The 17,645-nt window shown below is 35.6% G+C and carries 16 protein-coding genes and 2 pseudogenes; 10 read left to right on the top strand and 8 right to left on the bottom strand.

Annotated features, from left to right (window positions below; all coding sequences use genetic code 11):
* Window positions 1-169: 169 nt before the first annotated feature.
* Together EUC40_RS20405 and EUC40_RS20400 are read left to right on the top strand one after the other, a co-directional pair.
* Window positions 170-742, top strand: coding sequence for a TetR/AcrR family transcriptional regulator (locus EUC40_RS20405; RefSeq protein WP_071711141.1), 573 nt, complete (start codon window positions 170-172; stop codon window positions 740-742).
* Window positions 743-957: 215 nt separating this feature from the next.
* Window positions 958-3,435 carry a YhgE/Pip domain-containing protein gene (locus EUC40_RS20400; protein ID WP_156576400.1) on the top strand — a complete coding sequence of 826 codons (2,478 nt, stop codon included), beginning with the start codon at window positions 958-960 and terminating at the stop codon, window positions 3,433-3,435.
* A gap of 51 nt (window positions 3,436-3,486) precedes the next feature.
* Here EUC40_RS20400 and EUC40_RS20395 read toward each other — a convergent pair whose 3' ends face one another.
* Complete coding sequence (locus tag EUC40_RS20395) at window positions 3,487-4,149, bottom strand: class I SAM-dependent methyltransferase (protein WP_156576399.1); 663 nt, start codon at window positions 4,147-4,149, stop codon at window positions 3,487-3,489.
* A gap of 324 nt (window positions 4,150-4,473) precedes the next feature.
* Here EUC40_RS20395 and EUC40_RS27330 point away from each other — a divergent pair, with 324 nt between their 5' ends.
* Window positions 4,474-4,677: a hypothetical protein gene (locus EUC40_RS27330; protein ID WP_244322168.1), complete on the top strand. Its 204-nt coding sequence runs from the start codon at window positions 4,474-4,476 to the stop codon at window positions 4,675-4,677.
* Window positions 4,678-4,691: 14 nt separating this feature from the next.
* Window positions 4,692-4,994: a DUF2087 domain-containing protein gene (locus EUC40_RS20390; protein ID WP_156576398.1), complete on the top strand. Its 303-nt coding sequence runs from the start codon at window positions 4,692-4,694 to the stop codon at window positions 4,992-4,994.
* Between the two features lie 156 nt (window positions 4,995-5,150).
* Here the strand turns inward: EUC40_RS20390 and EUC40_RS20385 are convergent, their stop codons facing one another.
* The 4 genes from EUC40_RS20385 to EUC40_RS20370 all read right to left on the bottom strand — a co-directional run bounded on the left by EUC40_RS20385 (window position 5,151) and on the right by EUC40_RS20370 (window position 9,703).
* On the bottom strand, window positions 5,151-5,483 hold the full coding sequence (locus tag EUC40_RS20385) for a hypothetical protein (RefSeq protein ID WP_156576397.1): 333 nt from the start codon (window positions 5,481-5,483) through the stop codon (window positions 5,151-5,153).
* Entirely contained in the window at window positions 5,464-7,887 is a 2,424-nt protein-coding gene (locus EUC40_RS20380; protein WP_156576396.1) for a hypothetical protein, read from the bottom strand. The genes EUC40_RS20385 and EUC40_RS20380 overlap by 20 nt, the downstream gene beginning before the upstream one ends.
* Before the next feature lie 281 nt (window positions 7,888-8,168).
* Entirely contained in the window at window positions 8,169-8,669 is a 501-nt protein-coding gene (locus EUC40_RS20375) for a DinB family protein (protein WP_071711133.1), read from the bottom strand.
* Window positions 8,670-8,761: 92 nt separating this feature from the next.
* On the bottom strand, window positions 8,762-9,703 hold the full coding sequence (locus tag EUC40_RS20370; protein ID WP_156576395.1) for a helix-turn-helix transcriptional regulator: 942 nt from the start codon (window positions 9,701-9,703) through the stop codon (window positions 8,762-8,764).
* A 197-nt stretch (window positions 9,704-9,900) separates the two neighbouring features.
* Here EUC40_RS20370 and EUC40_RS20365 point away from each other — a divergent pair, with 197 nt between their 5' ends.
* A complete protein-coding gene (locus EUC40_RS20365) occupies window positions 9,901-10,914 on the top strand; it encodes a LacI family DNA-binding transcriptional regulator (RefSeq protein ID WP_000103723.1) in 1,014 nt (337 codons plus the stop codon).
* A gap of 39 nt (window positions 10,915-10,953) precedes the next feature.
* Here EUC40_RS20365 and yhfH read toward each other — a convergent pair whose 3' ends face one another.
* Window positions 10,954-11,082, bottom strand: coding sequence for a protein YhfH (gene yhfH, locus EUC40_RS20360; protein ID WP_000567010.1), 129 nt, complete (start codon window positions 11,080-11,082; stop codon window positions 10,954-10,956).
* Between the two features lie 179 nt (window positions 11,083-11,261).
* Between yhfH and EUC40_RS20355 the strand changes: the two genes are divergently transcribed.
* The 5 genes and pseudogenes from EUC40_RS20355 to EUC40_RS20335 all read left to right on the top strand — a co-directional run bounded on the left by EUC40_RS20355 (window position 11,262) and on the right by EUC40_RS20335 (window position 15,630).
* A complete protein-coding gene (locus EUC40_RS20355) occupies window positions 11,262-11,996 on the top strand; it encodes an MBL fold metallo-hydrolase (protein WP_156576394.1) in 735 nt (244 codons plus the stop codon).
* 9 nt (window positions 11,997-12,005) lie between these two features.
* Complete coding sequence (gene lplA / locus EUC40_RS20350; protein ID WP_151626495.1) at window positions 12,006-12,995, top strand: lipoate--protein ligase; 990 nt, start codon at window positions 12,006-12,008, stop codon at window positions 12,993-12,995.
* 160 nt (window positions 12,996-13,155) lie between these two features.
* Window positions 13,156-13,573 (top strand): annotated as a pseudogene (locus EUC40_RS20345) (hypothetical protein).
* A gap of 161 nt (window positions 13,574-13,734) precedes the next feature.
* Window positions 13,735-15,266, top strand: a pseudogene (locus tag EUC40_RS20340) (fatty acid--CoA ligase family protein).
* A gap of 112 nt (window positions 15,267-15,378) precedes the next feature.
* On the top strand, window positions 15,379-15,630 hold the full coding sequence (locus EUC40_RS20335) for a hypothetical protein (protein WP_000435466.1): 252 nt from the start codon (window positions 15,379-15,381) through the stop codon (window positions 15,628-15,630).
* Window positions 15,631-15,809: 179 nt separating this feature from the next.
* Here the strand turns inward: EUC40_RS20335 and EUC40_RS20330 are convergent, their stop codons facing one another.
* Together EUC40_RS20330 and EUC40_RS20325 are read right to left on the bottom strand one after the other, a co-directional pair.
* Entirely contained in the window at window positions 15,810-16,175 is a 366-nt protein-coding gene (locus tag EUC40_RS20330) for a hypothetical protein (RefSeq protein ID WP_156576393.1), read from the bottom strand.
* A gap of 294 nt (window positions 16,176-16,469) precedes the next feature.
* The gene (locus EUC40_RS20325; protein ID WP_156576392.1) at window positions 16,470-17,177 is read right to left on the bottom strand and encodes a M15 family metallopeptidase; all 708 of its coding nucleotides are present in this window, start codon (window positions 17,175-17,177) and stop codon (window positions 16,470-16,472) included.
* Window positions 17,178-17,645 lie beyond the last annotated feature (468 nt).

Here is a 17,645-nt window from a genome sequence, read left to right as displayed (position 1 = left end):
TATAAGCATTCTTTTTGATACACTATGGACAGTATGATATACACTGACTGGAATTGTTTATACTGGAAATAATAAAAAAGAGAACTTGTATAGAATGTAAGCGTGTGGTAATATCAAAGATGTACTGATTGACTATATTATCCAATTGGTCATTTTTGGAGGTGATGATGTGGCGATAGATCGAAAACGTTCTATTATTGAAGCTGCAACAAAATCTTTTTCAGCGTTCGGTTATAAAGCAACAACGATGGATCAAGTAGCGAAGTTAGCGAATGTAGGAAAAGGAACGATTTATACTTTTTTCAAAAATAAAGAAGAGCTATTTGGCGAAATTATTTCTAATTTAATTACAGAAATGAAGCAAGTTGCAAAAGATGCAATTCGTTCAGATGTTTCATTTTTTGAAAATGTACATAGAGCATTATATAGCATCTTAGAATTTAGAAAAGAACATCAGCTCATGATTAAATTAATTCAAGAAGAGCGTGATATGGGAACGAAGGAAGTACAAGAAGTGATGCAACAAGTAGATGTGGAAATCGTTTCTGTCATTCAATCGTATTTAGAAATTGCGATTGATAAAGGTGAAATTAGCAAATGTGATCCAGAAATTACAGCATTTATTATGCTTCGCTTATACGTATCGCTTATTTTTGATTGGGAAAAAAATCATGAACCGCTAGAAAAAGAAAAAATAGCAGAATTATTTGAACTTTATTTATTAAAAGGATTGTCAAATTAAGATAATCCTTTTATTATTATAAAAAATGACCATTTGAACAAAGTGGTCATATATTTAATTTAAGGGGGGATAATAGAAATATTACTTTCAAATTGAGGAAAAGTTGCATAGTATAAATTCGGGGATAAGGCATATGTATGAACGAGTACAGCCTTTTTATTTGGGTGAAAATGACCAGAAGTTAATTTCGGTCATTTTAAAAAGGGGGAAACATTATGAGAGGGTATAAGTTATTTCGTAAAGAATTTGCTGAAATTATAAAAAGTAAAAAAATATTAATTCCAATTATCGCGGTTTTGTTTGTACCGATTTTATATGCAGGAATGTTTTTATGGGCTTTTTGGGATCCGTATAAACAGTTAGATGATTTACCAGTTGCGGTAGTCAACTTAGATAAAGGGGCAGTATTTGATGGGAAACCGATTGAAGTCGGAAAAGGACTCGTTGATAACTTAAAAGATAATAAAAGTTTTAAATGGGAGTTTGTGAGCGAAAAAGAAGCGAAAAAAGGAATGGAAGATAGAAAGTATTACATGTTAGTACGTATTCCAGATGACTTCTCAAGTAACGCTACAACGCTGTTAAAAGACGATCCGAAACCATTAAACTTAGAATACATTCCAAACGAAAGCTTAAACTTCTTATCTTCACAAATTGGCGGAACAGCCATTGAAAAAATGAAAGGTGAAGTAGCAAGTACGTTAACGAAAACATATGCAGAGAAAATGTTTGATTCCATGAAAGACGTCTCAAAAGGATTAGCAGATGGGGCGGAAGGGGCAAATAAGTTACACGACGGATCTAGTGAATTGCATGATGGATCGGGGAAAGTGACGGAAGGGCTCCATACACTTCAAGGGAAGTCTGGGGAGATGAAAGATGGGGTTCAGAAGTTAGCTGATGGATCTAGTAAATTACAAGATGGATCCGGGAAAGTAACAAACGGTTTAAATACGTTAAGTAATAAAACAGGTGAGATGCAGACAGGTATCGGGAAGTTACAAGATGGGTCTCAGAAAGTAACAGCGGGTTTGAATACATTAGTAAATAAATCAGGTGAATTAAAAACAGGAACGAATGAATTAGCAGCTGGTATGGAACAGCTTGTTGGAGGACAAAGTCAATTAGAGGAAGGTTCTCAAAAAATTAAAAATGGTTTGCAAGAGTTAGATAGTAAAGTGAGAAGTTCTGCTGCAGGTTTAGAGGAAATGCAGGCGAAAGTTCCTACCATATTAAATAAAGTAAATGAGAAAATAGATGGAGCTGAAAAAAACGTAAATCAGTTAAATGAATTTACTCAATCAACAGCAGGAGATGCAAAAAATGCAACGCAAGATGTAGCTAATTTACAAAAGCAAATTGAGAGTTTACCAAAAGAATATCAAGAGCAGTTACAACCGTATATTACAAATGCGGCAAAAAGTACAGCGACAGTTCAACAAAAAGTTGCTGTAGTATCGGGTGGAACAAAGCAACTAAACGAAGAAGTAAAACAACTAAAAGGTGAAATAAATCAAAAGACAAGTGAAATGCAAAACAAATTACCGCATTCAGGAGTGGTTAACACTTTAACGAATGGCATTGAAAAATTAACGAATGCGCAAAACGAATTTGTAAGTAAGTTTCATGTATTTGGTGAAGGATTAAATAATGCCAAAGTAGGTGTAGATAAATTAAATAACGGGTCAGGTCAGTTAATTGATGGCGTAACCCAATTAGCGGATGGCTCAGGCCAAGTAACAGGTGGTTTAGGTACATTATCCGCAGGAGCAAATCAAATGTCAGGAGGAATAACGCAATTAGCAGACGGTTCAAGCCAAGTAACGACAGGCATAGGCACTTTAAATGGTGGTCTAAATAAAATATCAACTGGTTCAACCCAGCTAATCGACGGAGTAAGTAAACTAGCAGACGGATCAGGAAAAGTGACAGATGGACTCGTGAAAGTAAACGATGGTTCAGGTGAACTCGCTGAGAAACTTGGTGAAGGGGCAGAAAAAACAGGTGAAGTAAAAGGAACAGCTAAAACGTATGATATGTTTGCAAGCCCTGTAAAAGTGAAGACGGAGAAAATGGCGGAAGTACCAAACTACGGAACTGGATTTACGCCGTATTTCTTATCACTAGGTTTATTCGTTGGGGCATTACTATTATCTATCGTATACCCGTTACGTGATACAGTCGGTGTTCCAAAATCCGGATTTAGCTGGTTTATTAGCAAGTTTGGCGTGTTACTATCAGTCGGCATTATTCAAGCAATAGTAGCAGATGTCATTTTATTGTTCGGATTAGGTGTAGAAGTACAAAGCATTCCATACTTCATACTCTTTAGCATCATTACAAGTTTATCGTTTATCGCATTAATTCAATGTTTAGTAACAGCATTCGGTGATGCAGGACGTTTCATCGCCATCATCACATTAATTATACAGCTTACAACGAGTGCGGGAACATTCCCGCTAGAATTAATTCCGAAATTTTTACAACCATTTCATGCTTGGTTACCAATGACATACTCTGTATCAGGATTGAAAGCAGTCGTATCAAGCGGAGACTTTAACTTCATGTGGCAAAATATTGGAATACTCATGATCTTTATCGTTGTATTATCAATTGGAACAATTGCTTCATTAACTTGGATGCACAAACGACAATTTAAAAATATTGCTGAAAATCAATCGGTTGAAGTATAAACAAAAAAGCACCTAAATGGTGCTTTTTATGTATCTAATTATAGTAGGAATTTACCCGCCGTACTTGAGCTGTAGTTCTTTATTGTTCTTCAGTACATTTTCGAACTTTTCCTCATATCCCTTTGGAAAGAGAACGCCTAAACCGTACGAATGTGTAAATTCTAGATGAGGGTGCTGTGCTTTTAAAGTATCCCATAATATATATACACCAAATCCATTTTCTAAAACGGCTGTATCATGAAATAAAACAATACCGTTCTTTTTAAGCTTTGGTAACCATGTAGTATAATCGTGTGCGACCGCCTCAAATGTATGAAACCCATCGATATGTAATAAATCGATGCTTTCATCTTCAAATTGATCTAAAGCATTATCAAATGTAGAACGAATCGTCTTTCCGATTCCTGAATAACACGTATTCAGCACATGTGTTACAGTTTCGAATACATTTTCTCCGTAGTAACCACCGTGTGGATCTCCTTGCCAAGTATCAATTGCGGTACATTGTGTGGAAAGCTGTTCGTCTTTTACGGCCTGACAAAAACTATAGAAAGAGGAACCGTAATATGTTCCGAGTTCTACTATTTTTTGAGGTTTGAAAAATGTAACGAGATCATATGCAAATTTGTTGTGACCAGTCCATGGCGAAGAAGTTCTAACAGATGGAGCGACTTGGTCCACCTCAAATATAGGATCATAATAAATCCATCGCATTCATATTCCTCCTTGAATTTTAATTCATTCCTTTCAATATATGTGAAAGATAATCGGATAGAACATATCGCTTTTATCCCGCTTTAATGGGCAGTAAGACCCCCACCTCAAAATGCAGCGAAAGCAAAGAAGTTAGGTGGGGGTCGGGCTGCCCATAAAAGTCCGATTGGTGAAGGCTAATAATCAGTAGGGGATGAAGAAAACCCCCACTAATTAAAGTTTCACTTTATGTGGAAATGCCTTTTAATTTACCTTAGAAGTGAAGGGGATAGTAAAAAAGGATTACAAATATTTGAATAGAATCATATATAAAGAGGAGGGGCTATGAGAAGACATTTTAACTATTATTTCATAATGTATCCATGCATCTATTTCTTAGTTTTCACACTATCACCTATCCTGTTCCGTAAAGAAGAATATACAAGTGTAAACGATACGTTAGCATTTCTTGCATTCTACTATTTCTTCATAAGCATAGGTTATGCGCTGGATCTTTTCAGTGAAAAAGAAAAGGAAAAGGATAAATAATAAGGAGGAGCAAAATGACAGAAAGCGAAATGAAATTCAGAGATACGACCATTCGTAACTTTTTCGATAAAGAAGACCGCTTAAAATCGATTCCAGGTCAAAAGAAGAAAAAATTAGTATTGTTAGAGCATTTAGTTAGCAAATTAAATGCAGAGAATCAATATACGGAAAAAGAAATGAATACATTCATCAAACAATATCATGAGGACTTTTGTACAATTAGACGCGAGTTTATCGTGCACGGGTTTATGGATCGCGAGGATAATATGTATCGTATAAATGAAAGAGAAGTTTGGACGAAGTGGGAGGAGTTATAAAGGTAATGAGGAAGGGGGATTTTTATACATAAAGAGGTTTCGGGCACCCATCGATTTTTATGGTACCGTTCAATACTTCAAATGAAATAAACGGATGCTGCATTCTCGGGGCATCCGTTTACACCACAATCTAATTTTCATTCCCGAAATTCGCCCTCAAAAACCAAAGTTATTGTGAAGGATGCCATCTGGGTTTGTTTGTATATATCCGCCGCCGTCTTCAGCGGTTACGTCTATATCGGTGTTGCCATCACCATCTCGCCAATATCCTTCAACATGAGTACCATCTTGACGATCGTAACTAGAAACGGAATGGGGATTTACAAAGTGCTCCCCAGCATAATCAACATTTGAAGTATGAGTAACTTCTGGACCTGCAGAGGTAAATGGATTATTCACTTCAGAAATACCAGTCATATCTAGAGTATCCATCTGATCAAATAAATCGAAAGCATCTGTACTGTTAGGATTAAATGGATTGCGGAACATGATTTTCAACCTCCAAACGGAATGTGTCTACGTGTTTTTCAGCATGGCTTTCATTTTTATTTACTAATTCAATAAGCTTCTGTTTTTTCATTGTAACAGACTCATCGATTGGTAAGTTTTTATATGTATAGAGCTGTGTAATTTTCATTAACATGTGCTCTCGAACTTCTTGGTTGTTTTTAATAGGTTCATAAAGAGTATGAACTTGCTTATAAGTATGGAAAACGGCATGATTCACTTCAGAAATATAGAAAGGCAATAACGTCTGAATGAAATGTTCGAAGGAATCTTGTATTTTAGAAGTGTAGAATTCTAAACGTTGATTCTCATTTTCCTTTCGAATTCGCTCTCTCATTTCATGGTCTTTCTTACTATAGTAAGCATTAATACCTGTCATTGCTACTCCAATTAAAGCAGCGGGACCAAAAAGCATCGCTGCTACCCCGTAAGCAGCACCATTGATTATTCCTCTGTCGACTATTTGGCTAGAAATGGTTTTCTCATAGTCCTCTCTAGGAATAAGTGCAAATGAAACTGCTGAAGTAGAACTCTCCATCTCATGAAGAGAACGATGAATTTGAGATGTAATACCCATAAGGTTTTTTTGTAATGATTTGAATGATTGATACACCATTCCTTGACCGTGTTCCTTTAAAATATCTTTTTCTACTTGTTCAAGCATTGCTGGAAGATAAATAGATACCTTATCTAAATGTTTTTTTTGAGCCTGTGTAGCATAATATAAATAGTTAATGATTTGTACATTCTTTAATTCTTTGTCTTGCGTAGTAGCTTGAATTTCTTTCAACCCCTCGTACATTGCGAAAAGTTGTCCAAAATAGTGATATAAGATATGGTTATTTACTTGTCGACTATAACTTAAAAATAGTTGATCTGATGAAACTTGTGGCAGACTTGCTTCTTTCTTAAAATAATAGGCTTTCGACATTATATCTTTAATGCGTTCATTATACATATTCAATTTATATTGTTTCTGATCATGAAGCGTTACTGTCACTTCAGAATAAGAGGACGATTCATCACCATAATTGGTTACAGAAATATCTATAATTTGGTCATGATGTAAATGTAAGAAATCCTGCTGAAGGGATTGTTTTAATATGATCGCATCGGTCGTTTGTTCTAAGAAAAACGGCTCATTGTGGTTCGTAAAACAAATGTTCATTTTTAACGGTTCTGGTATTGATTCAAACTGTATGGAATTATGTAATTTGAATTTTTTCGTTGATTGTATAAGTGCTATTTCACCTTGATGGATGAAAAAGACATTCTTACCGTCTTTAATAAATTTGGCGTTCACCAGCCTCACTACACCAATAGAATTCAAAGGATTTGCTAGAAGAAATTCAATTTCTTCTTCATTTATCGCAATCATTATATTCGTATTTGTGTATTCCTTACCTAATAAAGTACCAGTAAAATCCCCAAAATCTGAAATGAATTTATGATTTGGTTTGGTAAATTCTTTTGAAACTTCTTCTTCCAATCCATCATAATCTAACGATAGTATAAATCGAGCCATTTGCCGCTGTTTATGCATGATCAATATTTGTTTTGAGATCGAATTGTAATAGCAGTCATATTCTTTGACAGGATGCTGACTTATAATCTTACGTTTTTTTTCATCCATGACAACTAAGTCATCATTGCAAAGGGCAAATACTAGCTCTTGATTCATTACAAACTGTCGATGAATGATACCGCTTGTTACAGCCGTGTATATTAAATTTGTATTACCTATATCTTCAAAGATACTTGGAGATTTTTCTAATGAGCTAATTAATTGATTCATTTTATTATCAAAAGGGATAAATAGCTTAATGTTCTCTAAATCACCGACCGATTTATTATAGAATTTTCCATTCAATTCTATAATAGAATCCGCTTTTCTGTATGAACGGATTCTATAATAATATATATTAGGAAAAGAACAGTTCATTAATACTATCTTCTGATCTTGTATTCTAATGTCGCTGGCAAACATTTCAGCATGTTTATTTTCGAAGTCATTTGATATTAAACACGGTGTACTAGTCGCTGTTTCGCCAACAATATGCCATGAATTTTTTCCTACTACCGCTTTATATAAGTCGTAAAACTGCCGATGAGTTACAGAAATATTAAATGTAAAAGGATCTTTTTTATGATTAGATAATAGCACATCAGATTCAGAAATTTGTACTTTAATCTTCTTTTTATATTCCCAGCTTTGTTCGGAAGAAAAGATCCCGCCAGAATCATATCCCAATACACGACCATGATTGGTTATATATAGTTTCTTGCTCCCTATAATCGAATTGTTCGGAGCAGAAAACCCTCCGTTATTCTCGAAAACAATAGATTCCGTTTTGATTAGTTTGTCATAAATCATACTGACCGTCATAATATTCCCCCATAAAATGTAAAGTGAATGGCTATATTTAACTATAGTATCCATTTTTAAATCTGTCTATTTTTATAATTGGATTAATCGTATGTTTTATAAGGGCATATAACACTAGATTTTTTCACTGTATTTGCATCATCGTACTAGCTGATACGCAGTTCCCTATACTATTTCAAACTGCTTAATAATTTTTTCGTTTATATAGATGTAGGGATATCGAATCAAAAGTGAAAAGACTGCCAATATTGGCAGTCTCTTTGTAGTGGAAATGTTAACGCTTAGCAAACCTTCAGTTCCAGTCGATCTTTCTGACGAAGATGATGTGCAAAATGCATAGAAATAAGTTGGAACCATTCTGCTGCATTTAAGTAACCAAGCCCGGGATGTTCGACTTTACAATCATCTGCGATAGAAGGGAGTGTTGGTTCCGTATTTTTTACAATTGTAATTAATTCTAGAAATTGCTTCTGCACTTCTTCTTTGTTAGCTGGGTTTTCAGGTGTATATCCTGAATGACCAGGTACTTTTATTTGTATATCCGGGAAAGCACCAAGTTTATATACTTTTTCACCCATATCTGTTTTTGTGTTAGTTATTGATGGTGTTTCAGTTTTACATTGTGTGATTGCGTTTAATTGCATGTATGTGGAGGCAATTAAATGATTATACATTTGACCGAGAGACCATTCCCCACTAGAAGGCTTCATCCTAAATTGTTCTATAGAGTACTTTTCTAATTCCCCTATGTAGTACGTTGCTAACTCTTCAAAATTCTTCATATCACTAACTCCTTTTTATGAAAATGTATTTGTTACTATCTACTATAAAGAAGTAATGCTGACAACATTATGTCAGTAGTGAAATGCAACAATTAAAGTTGCAACATTTTTTTTGCTTCATCACGGGTTTTCTCAGAAAGAATTTTTGGTTCAAGTACTTGCACTTGGCTTCCCCAGCTTAATACCCATTGAAATACTTCGTCTATGTTTCTTGATTTCAAAAAGACGTGAAAACCATTGTCTCTATGCTCATATGAATCTATAAAAAAATATCGTGATTCAATAATTTTATGTGCAATATGAGATGGAAACAATAAATGGATTGTAACAGTACGATTGCTTTCGGGCTTATAGTTTTGTAAAGAAAAGTCTTTTGGCTTCGTAAAGAATTCTTGCTCTTGCTGTAACGTATCCATACGATCTAAACGAAAATTACGTATTTGTTTTCGAAGTAAACAATGAGCAACGATGTACCAAATTCCTGAAATATTGACTAAGCCGTAAGGATGAACGGTCCGTTTTATTTTTGTAGTTTCTCTTGGTTTACGATAAGAAAAAGAGATAGCCTGTTCTTTTTGGATAGATTCTTGCAACAGGATAAGTTCGGTTTCAAGTTTTTCTTGTTCAGATTGTTTGTGTGAAAATATAGGAGAAAGGAAACGGAAAGTTTCTCGTAATTCTAGGGCTTTCTTTTGTTGATCAGCAGGGAGGACAATTTCAAGTTTCTCTTTTGCTGATTGCGCATGTATAGAAAAAGAAGAGGTGAAAGTTTTCTCGATATAATCACCGCCTAATAAAAGAGTAACAGCCTCTTCAGGCGTAAGTTGAATGGGTGGTAAGAAATAACCATCCATTAATGAATAACCGTGGCCAGGCATGGCGAAAAGTGGGACGCCAGATTCACTAAGTGCATCCATATCTCGATAAATTGTTCTTATACTTGTCTCAAATTTTTCAGCTAAGCTTTGTGCTGTAACAGTTTGTTTTCTTTGTAATTCAATTAATATAGCTAATAAACGATCCGTCCGATTCATGAAATATCTCCCTTTATCTTTTATAAATATGCCTACTGTATACTTCTAAAAGCAGTATAAATTCCCCTCCCATTAACATACTTTTCCCTATGTATAATATTAATATAGTAAAATCATAACAACCTATATTGCAGTTTCCAATAATATACTATATAATCAGATTAAGAAAACGTTTTCATGCAAAGGGGGAGAATTTCGTGTCGACTATCGAGGACGTGGCGAAATTAGCGGGGTTATCAAGGACAACGGTTTCTAGGGTGATTAATAATCATCCATATGTTTCAGATGAGAAGAAAAAAAGGGTTCAATTAGCAATGAAGCATTTAGGATTCGTTCCTAATTCTGCGGCGAGAAGACTTCGTAAACAAAAAACGGAAACAATTGCGGTGCTAGTTCCAAGGATTACAAATCCTTTCTTCAGTCGATTTATTGAAGCAATCGAGATTGCTGCTTCTGAACATAAATATAAACTGATTATTTGTCAAACAAGATATTTACCGGAAAAAGAGATGGAGTATTTACAATTATTATCTACGAAACAAGTAGATGGGATTATTCTATGTTCACTAGAAAATCCGTGGGAAGATGTAGAGCCATACTTACAACACGGTCCAATCGTGTTATGTAATGAATATATTGAGGAAGCAAATGTTCCAACAGTGAAGTTTGATCATGCGCAAGGAGCATACATAGCTGCTAAGCATGTGTTAGAACAAGGGTATCGTAATCTTATTTTTTGCCGTGGTAACGAAACCAAAGTTGTTAGCCAACAGCGAAAAATGGGCTTTTTGCGTGCGATTACTGAAAAGAGTAGAGAAGTGGAAGCAATCGATTTTCTTGAAAACGCTTTCTCTTGGGATGATGGAAAGAGAATATTCCATGAAGTATTAAAGGACAAAAAAAATCCTACCGCGATTTTGGCAGGAGGCGACGAGGTAGCAGCTGGAATTATTTCAGAGGCGAAACGCCATGACTGGAGCATTCCAGATGATCTCGCTGTTATCGGTTTTGATAATCAAATTTTAGCACAGATTACAGAACCAGGTATTACGACAATTGAACAGCCGATCGATGAGATGGCTCGAAAAGTTGTCGACCTGATGATGGATAAAATCCATACGAAAAATTATAGGAAAAAAGAATTGTATGAGTTTGAACTGGAGCTCTTGGTGAAAGGTTCAACGATGAAGGATACGATGTTATTAGCCTAGTAGACTATGTCTGCTAGGTTTTTTTCTGTTCACAAACTACTATTCTTCGTGAACGCAATCGTCACATTTGTTATGGTATGCTTCGTGCTGCTCATCAATTTCTTTCCCGCAGTGCGCACAAGTTTTCGTCGGTAAATTTCTGAAAAACTCCATTGGTTGATCGATCATGTCAATCCCTCCATTTCCATTTCTTACTATCATTGTATTAGTACAAAAAACAAAAGTCAACAACTGTTTTATAACAAATTGAAAATTAATGAAAAAGTTTAGGAAATGGATTATAGTTAACAATGTAGGATGTAAGTAAAAACTGCATGGCTACTCGGTTTTAGAAAGGAAGGATACATATGAAAATGACTGTTGTCGGCTTTTGGGGCGGCTTTCCAGAAGCGGGAGAAGCAACGTCGGGGTATTTGTTTGAACACGATGGTTTTCGTTTACTTGTCGACTGTGGTAGTGGTGTACTAGCACAGATTCAAAAATATATAACGCCATCTGATATAGATGCAGTTGTACTGTCGCACTATCATCACGATCATGTTGCAGACATTGGGGTATTGCAATATGCGAGATTAATTACGAGTGCCACAAAAGGACAACTACCGGAGTTACCAATATACGGTCATACGTGTGATGAGAATGGATTCCAATCTTTAACGCATGAACCACACACGAAAGGAATCGCGTACAACCCAGAAGAAACACTGCAAGTTGGACCGTTCTCTATTTCATTTTTAAAAACTGTTCATCCTGTTACATGCTTTGCGATGCGTATTACAGCTGGTGATGATATCGTAGTATACAGCGCTGATTCTAGTTATATTCCTGAATTCATTCCATTCACAAGAGATGCGGATCTTTTCATTTGTGAGTGTAATATGTATGCACATCAAGAAGCGGCAAAAGCAGGGCATATGAATAGTACAGAAGTAGCAAATATTGCGAAAGATGCAAACGTAAAGGAACTTTTATTAACGCACTTACCGCATACAGGCAACCCATCTGATTTAGTAACAGAAGCAAAACAAATTTTCAGTGGCCATATTACGCTAGCGCATAGTGGCTACGTATGGAACTCATGAGGTGATACGATGTTATTTATTGATAATAAAGGGATTACAGATCCTAGAATAAACTTAGCAATTGAAGAATACTGTGTAAAAAACTTAGATATTAACGAAACATATTTACTGTTCTACATTAACGAACCTTCGATTATCATTGGTAAAAACCAAAACACAGTAGAAGAAATTAATGCAGATTACGTAAAAGAAAAGGGTATTCATGTCGTTCGTCGTTTATCAGGCGGAGGCGCAGTATATCACGATTTAGGAAACTTAAACTTCAGCTTTATTACGAAAGATGATGGAGATAGTTTCAGCAACTTCAAAAAATTCACAGAGCCTGTAACGAAAGCGCTTGGTAAATTAGGCGTAAATGCAGAACTAAGTGGTCGTAACGACATTTTAGCTGAAGGTAGAAAAATTTCAGGTAACGCACAGTTCTCAACGAAAGGTCGTATGTTCAGTCACGGTACGTTACTATTTGACTCTGAAATCGATCACGTTGTATCAGCATTAAAAGTAAAAATGGATAAAATCCAATCAAAAGGAATTAAATCAATTCGTAGCCGCGTTGCGAATATTACAGAATTCCTAAACGAAAAAATGACGACAGAAGAGTTTAGACAACTTCTTCTAGAAACAATTTTCGAAGGGGAAACAGAAATTCCAACGTACGAATTAACAGAAGAGGATTGGAAAGAAATCCACAAACTTTCTGAAGAGCGCTACCAAAATTGGGACTGGAACTACGGAAAATCTCCGAAGTTCAACTTACAACATTCACACCGCTTCCCAGTTGGACAAGTTGACGTTCGTCTTGAAGTGAAAAAAGGAACAGTAACAGAATGCAAAATTTACGGTGACTTCTTCGGCTCACTAGATGTTCATGACATTGAAGAGCGTCTAACAGGCGTACAATTCGACAAAGATGCATTCACTACAGCTTTAGAAGGCGTAGATATCGCACGTTACTTCGGTAATATTACAACAGAAGATTTCTTACATTTATTCTTCTAACAATGAGGGAGGCTGTCATAACTGGCAGCCTCTTTCTTTTTGCGTGGATTGTCATGTTTTGTCGGTAAGTCGATATAGTTTCATGTATCACAAAACATCTATTTCCAAGACATCTGCCCCTCATAAAGGAATATATATATTTAAAAGGAGGCGGATCGATATGAAAAGGGTAATGTACGTTGTATTATTGCTCAGCTTCGTCATCGGAATGACAGCGTGTAACAGTGAATTGCCCTCAAGTCGTACAATTTTATCTATCGGAAAACCAGCGGGAGATCATGTCATATATTATACGAATACAGATAACAGGCAAAAGATACAGGATATACAAGACATATTCCAAAATAAGAGATGGAAAAGAAATGAAACGTTCAGCACTGTGAATAAAACGCCAGATGTTGTTTTATCGATAAATGAAGACTACACAGGATTACCAACATTATATGTTACGGTGTTCTTTCATGCAGATGGAGCGGACGTTATGAATTTGTACGGGGAGTATACGAGCTTAAATAAAGAAGAAGTTGAAAGACTTAGAGAAAAGATATCCTAAAATGATTTTAGGGATCGTTTCATAAATTACTTGCAAACAAAATTCCCTTATCCTTCCAAAGTAAACTAAGAGGAGGTGACTCGTGTATATGCAGTTAATGGAATATCACTTGCCACTTTAATTTTCTTTTAATATAATTAATTTAGAATTTTTAAATATTCTAAATTTTATAAAGGTGGGGTTTGTGTGAATCTCGTTCAATCTTTGGCTGAAACGGCAAAAAAGAAGGGGGATAAACCGGCTTATGTTTTTATGGATCAGTCGGTCTCGTATGACCAATTAAACAAAATGGTCACGAGGTTTTCTAGCAATTTAGCAAAAATGGGCATTGGAAAAGGGGACAATGTCGCATTAGTTGTTGGGAATTCACCACATTTTTGGTCGGTTTATATGGAACAATGAAAGCGGGAGCAACTGTCATTCCAGTTAATCCAATTTATACAGCAGACGAAATACATTACATTTTACAAAATGGAGATGTAAAAACAATCATCGTACTCGACGTCCTTCTACCTGTTATACAATCTCTTACAACAAGACTTCCTTCATTAGAAAATATCATCATATGCGAAACCTCATCAGATTTTAACCATACAGAAACCGAAAAAATGAAAACGTTTACTAGTTTTGTAGGAACTGGGGATACAACTTACGAAGGTCCTGAACTAGATGAAGAAGATGTAGCGGTTATCCTATACACGTCAGGCACAACTGGAAAACCGAAAGGCGCTATGTTAACACATAAAAATTTATATAGTAATGCGAGCGATGTGGCGTCGTATTTACAATATACGGCTGATGACCGCGTCGTTGCGGCACTGCCGATGTTCCATGTGTTCTGTTTAACAGTTGCGGTAAACGCACCGATTGTGAACGGAGCGACGATTTTAATGTTACCAAAGTTTAGTCCGAAAGAAGTATTCCGTATTTGTCGTACGTATGAGCCAACGATTTTTGCTGGCGTACCGACGATGTACAATTACTTATATTTATTTGAAGAAGCGAGCGCAGAAGATGTGAAGACACTTCGCCTTTGTATTTCAGGTGGTGCATCGATGCCTGTTGCGCTTCTGCAAAACTTTGAAAAACGTTTTGACGTAATTGTTTCAGAAGGATACGGTTTATCAGAAGCATCACCAGTTACTTGTTTCAATCCGTTAGATCGTCCTCGTAAACCAGGATCAATTGGCACAAATATTTGGCATGTAGAAAATAAAATTGTAAATGAACTTGGGGAAGAAGTACCAGTCGGTGCAGTCGGTGAATTAATCGTTCGCGGGCCTAACGTGATGAAAGGTTACTATAATGCGCCAGAAGATACAGCTGCGACATTAAAAGACGGCTGGCTATATACAGGTGACTTAGCGAAAATGGATGAAGAAGGTTACTTCTATATCGTTGACCGCAAAAAAGACATCGTCCTAGTTGGCGGTTATAACGTATATCCGCGTGAAGTAGAAGAAGTATTGTACACGCACGAATCTGTAGCGGAAGTTGTCGTAATTGGCGTACCGGACGAAAACTTAGGAGAAGCAGTACGAGCTTACGTCGTTCTGAAGCAAACGAGCGTAACAGAAGAAGAGCTCATGCATTACTGCACGTTACATTTAGCGAAATATAAAGTACCGATGAGTATTGAATTTTTAGCAGAATTGCCGAAGAATACAACAGGTAAATTACTGCGAAGAGCATTACGAGAAAAAGCGGTACAAGTGTAAAAATAGAGGCGACCACCGTGATGAAGGTGGTTGCCTTCATATTTTTTAGCATTGGTTAAGCTATGATGCCATATATTTAAACCGTAATATGACTAGTAAGGAGGAGATATACGTGGAGCAAAAGGAATTACGTTTGCGGCGAGTGCAATATCTTATTTGTGACATTATGGATGAAATGAATGCTGAAAATGAAAAGAAGAACTTAGAAACATTGCAGAAAGTAATTGACCAGCTCTCAGGCGCAATTGGAGATTTAGTAGATCCATCCGGCACATACTCTATCGATTATTTAGAAAGAAAAGTCCATACAGCGCACTACTTATTATTTAAAAATGATCGTAAAGCATATTTATGTAACAAATAAACATTCATCGTATAACGGGATGTTTATTATTTTTAACACTTAATGATAATGGTTATCAATAAAGAAGTGAGTGGAACGTGTTGAAGTCGATTAATGAATTTGCTAATAATAAAGCCCGAAATAAAAGCCTTGCTACATACTTGTAGTAAGGCTCTTTACAGTTGTCTTATTCGGAAAAATTATTCATTAGAAGTAGCATCAATCGCTTGAATAGCAAGCTCCAACGATGTAATCCTTCTTTCTAAAAGAGTTCTTTGAGGACTACCAACCTTTGACTTAACATAAGCCTTTTCAATGGATGGAAGCAAACCAGTAAGAACAGTACGAGCTTCTGCTAAATCGCCCTGATTGTAAGGATGAGGCTCTTGATTCCAAACACTCTCTAGCATTGCTAAGCCAATGCTAGCTGCCTTGAGGCGTTTCTTTACTAAAGTGGTATTGGCACCTTTCTGAGTCATTTGTGAAAAGGCACTCTCGAGTTTACGGATTGTTGACTGTAAGGATTTTATAGATTCCTCTTTATGTACATCTGATACGTTTTCCATATTAGTACTATCCTTTCTTCTTTTTTAAATGGTGTTGTTTACTACTTGATTAAATTGTTAAGAATAGCGTGTTACTTGCAATATTTTAACATAAATAGAGAACTTTCTTTGAAGGGGCGTTTAATCCGTACTTCTCAGTTTTATATTCATTTAGAAACTATTTGAGTTCATTTACGAATAAATTCCACTGCCCTGTTTTTATTCCCTGATAATTCTATAGGTACAGAGGTGTAGGATACATTAAATAATTTTTTCATTATATTCCTCATAAGGTAGTTTTAACAAGGTGATGGGTTATTTTTCATTGTGATATTCTTCTAACGTGATACCTTTCTCATATATCTCTGTTGCAATGTCGCCTACGTATCGAATATGCCATGGTTCATATGAATAACCTGTAACGTGCTCTTTTCCTTTTAAATAACGTATAATAAATCCAGCACGATGAGCATTGTTTTTCAGCCATTTTCCTTCAATCGTATTCGCGAATTGTATTTCTAGTGTATTATTGACGCTACTTGCAGATACATCCATCGTTAACCCCGTTTGATGTTCGCTATGACCTGGCTTTGCAGAAACTTTATCAGCTTGGACTTGACCTTGTTTCGTTACATTTCGTCTATAAACAGTTTGTTGATATTCTTCAGAACGAAATCCAGATATAGCATGTAATACGATTCCTTCTTGTTTCGCTAAGGCAAATAATTTTTCCAAAGCGATAGCAGCTTCACTTCGTAAATGACTTTTTTCTTGAATCCCATCAAATGCAAATGTCACCTTAGGTACAACTAAATCGTCAGGTCTATAATTACTTGGAAGTTTCCTATTTTTATTAACTACTACATCCACAGTATCGGGGGATGCAATAGTTACAGATCCATCATTATTTTGTATATCGTCTTTACCTTTAGCAATGTCAGTGATGCTAGGTAAAAAAATATATATGCATAGGAAGAGAAAAACAGCTCCCCCTACTAAGCTACCTATTAATTTTCTAATCATTTTATTTACTCCTTATAGCGATCCATTTTAAAATTCACATCGTATTGTGATGAAGCTAACTAGTGAATTGTTTTTGCATTTCTATATTATTTCGTATTAGTCATTTATTTTAATTTAGAGATTAATGCTACCAATTCAAAAAAGTTGAGCTGATTTTATTAAATCCATATGAAAATATTTTTTTGTTTCTATAAATCTCTTAGTATCTTCGCTAGTTTCCATAACAACAGAAATCAGCCTGTTTTGCTGTACCTGTAAAATAATATTTTCCTTCATCATTGTTACTAGCAAAGTGTATATTTCAGGTTTTGTTGCAAAGTTTCTGAAGACATAAAGAGAGGCGGAATAGTGTCACAGAACCAGATTTTTATTATTACATTGCAATAGTAAATAAACTATCTAATAACCTTACGTAGAGGTGACAATCTTGTAAGGTTTCATAAGTAGAAAATGAATGTAAAAAAAGCA

Source organism: Bacillus luti, assembly GCF_009739945.1.
Lineage (GTDB): Bacteria > Bacillota > Bacilli > Bacillales > Bacillaceae_G > Bacillus_A > Bacillus_A luti.
Note: the sequence above shows the minus strand (reverse complement) of the source record. Positions and strands in the feature narration are given on the sequence as shown.